This is a genomic window from Acidovorax sp. KPB24-03 (assembly GCF_057546605.1).
In genome coordinates this window covers 1-2,489 of sequence record NZ_BAAJYR010000472.1, presented here as the reverse complement: position 1 = coordinate 2,489, position 2,489 = coordinate 1, and the positions used below count along the sequence as shown (strand labels likewise).

Annotated in this window: 2 protein-coding genes and 1 pseudogene; all 3 read left to right on the top strand. The window is 69.7% G+C overall.

The genetic code is table 11. The features are described 5' to 3' along the window. Nucleotides 1–777 (top strand): annotated as a pseudogene (locus AC27KI_RS22760) (dipeptidase); the annotation flags it as partial. Nucleotides 778–930: 153 nt separating this feature from the next. Continuing rightward, complete coding sequence (locus AC27KI_RS22755; protein ID WP_284394159.1) at nt 931–1,455, top strand: Dps family protein; 525 nt, start codon at nt 931–933, stop codon at nt 1,453–1,455. 114 nt (nt 1,456–1,569) lie between these two features. Further along, complete coding sequence (gene ubiA / locus AC27KI_RS22750) at nt 1,570–2,445, top strand: 4-hydroxybenzoate octaprenyltransferase (RefSeq protein WP_487115975.1); 876 nt, start codon at nt 1,570–1,572, stop codon at nt 2,443–2,445. Nucleotides 2,446–2,489 lie beyond the last annotated feature (44 nt).

Genomic DNA, 2,489 nt, shown 5'->3' with positions numbered 1-2,489 from the left:
GATCTGGCCGCCGCAGCGCAGCGCCTGGGCGCGGCCCGCGAGGCCTTCATCGCCAAGTACGCGGGCCAGGGCGGCCCCTTCGCCATCGACATCGTCCAGGACGGCGCCGCGCTGACGGTCAAGGTCACGGGCACGTCGGCCCACGGCTCGCGCCCCGAAGAGGGCGTGAACCCGCTGCCGCGCCTGGCGCTGTTCCTGCAGGAGTCCGGCGTGCCGCTGGCGGCCAACGGCTATGCGGGCGCGGTGCGCTACATCGCCGACCTGTACGGCACCGACTACCTGGGCCGCACGATGGGCCTGGCGTACAGCGACGACTTCATGGGCCCGCTCACCATGTCGCCCAACCTGGTGCGCGAGAAGGACGGCAAGGTCGATGTGCTGGTGAACGTGCGCATGCCGCGCGGCAGCACGGCCGACGTGCTGACGAAGGCCACCGCCGCGCGCATCCAGGCGTGGGGCGCGCAGGCCGGCGTGGCGGTCGAGGTGGACCACAGCCAGGGCGAGTGGATGGCGCGCGACCCCAAGGGCGCGTGGCTTTCTACGCTGCTCAACACCTTCGGCGACACCACGGGCCTGGAGGCCAAGCCCGTGCCCACGGCCGGCAGCACCACGGCCAAGCTGATGCCCAACGCGATCAACTTCGGCCCCGCGATGCCGGGCAAGAAGTACACGGCCCACAACGCGAAGGAATTCAAGGAAGTGGCCGACCTCGACGCCGACATGCAGATGTTCACCGAGATGCTGGTGCGCATCGGCAACCTGCCGCAGATGCAGTGACCCCGGGCGGCCGCTGGCCGCCCTGCATGCGCTAAAGTGTTTCAGGCGCCCGGGCGCCACGCCTCCCCGGCAGCGGCGGGGGCCCGCCCGGGCCGGCAAGATGGCAGCGGCAACGCAACGCATCGTTCAGTTCAGCACCCGAAGGAGTTCTCCATGGCCAAGACCCCCAAGACCCCCCTTGCCCGCGCCGGCGCCAGCGGCGCACCGCGCATCAACATCGGCATCAGCGACAAGGACCGCGCGGCCATCGCGCAAGGCCTGTCGCGCCTGCTGGCCGACACCTACACGCTGTACCTCACCACCCACAATTTCCACTGGAACGTGACGGGCCCGATGTTCAACACGCTGCACACCATGTTCATGGGGCAGTACACCGAGCTGTGGAACGCGGTGGACCCGGTGGCCGAGCGCATCCGCTCGCTGGGCCATGCGGCGCCGGGCTCGTACGCTCAGTTCGGCAAGCTCACCTCGCTGCCCGACGCGCCCACCGAGCCGCCCCACGCGCTGGAGATGGTGCGCATCCTGGTCGAAGGCCACGAGGCCGTCGCACGCACGGCGCGCGAGCTGTTCCCGGTGGCCGACAAGGCCAGCGACGAACCCACGGCCGATCTGCTGACCCAGCGCCTGGCGGTGCACGAGCAGACCGCCTGGATGCTGCGCTCGCTCCTGGAGGAGTAAGCCGGCCGGGCCTTGCACGGCCCTGCCCAGCCAGCGCCCGCCCACCCGTGCGGGCGTTTTCGTTTCCCGGGTCGCCTCTCTTTCTCTCTTTTTTTCCTCTCCTTTGTCCGCGCCATGCAGCTTTCCGCCCCCACGCCGTCGCGCCTGTCGCTCTACCTCGACCTGATCCGCTGGAGCCGCCCGGCCGGCTGGCTGCTGCTGCTGTGGCCCACGCTGTCGGCGCTGTGGGTCGCGGCAGGCGGATTCCCCGGCTGGCACCTGCTGGCCGTGTTCACGCTGGGCACCATCCTGATCCGCAGCGCGGGCTGCTGCGTGAACGACGTGGCCGACCGCCGGTTCGACCGGCACGTCAAGCGCACGGCGCAGCGGCCGGTGACCAGCGGCGCCGTCTCCCCGCGTGAGGCGCTGGCCGTGGGCGCGGTGCTGGCGCTCGTGGCCTTCGCGCTGGTGCTCACCACCAATGCCATCACCATCGCCTGGTCGGTGCCGGCGCTGGCGGTCACGGTGCTGTACCCGTTCACCAAGCGGTTCTTTTCCATGCCGCAGGCGGTGCTGGGCGTGGCCTTCAGCATGGGCATTCCGATGGCGTTCACCGCCGTGCGCGGCGAGGTGCCGTGGCTGGCGCTGTGGCTGGTGCTGGGCAACCTGTTCTGGGTGCTGGCCTACGACACCGAATACGCCATGGTGGACCGCGACGACGACCTGAAGATCGGCATGAAGACGTCGGCCATCACCCTGGGCCGCTTCGACGTGGCGGCCATCCTGGCGTTCTACCTGCTGCTGGTGGCGTTCTGGGGCGTTTCGCTGGCGCCGCTGGGGCTGGGCGCGGCGTTCTACCTTGCGATCGGCGCCGTGCTGGCCCAGGTGGCGTGGCACTTCGCGCTGATCCGCCACCGCACGCGCGAAGGGTGCTTTCGGGCCTTCCGCGAGAACCACTGGATCGGGTTCACGCTGTTCGCCGGCATCGCCGTGGGTTACGCGCTGCGGTAGTTTGCTATTGTTTTTGTAGCGATATGCCCTAGTACTTATTGTGC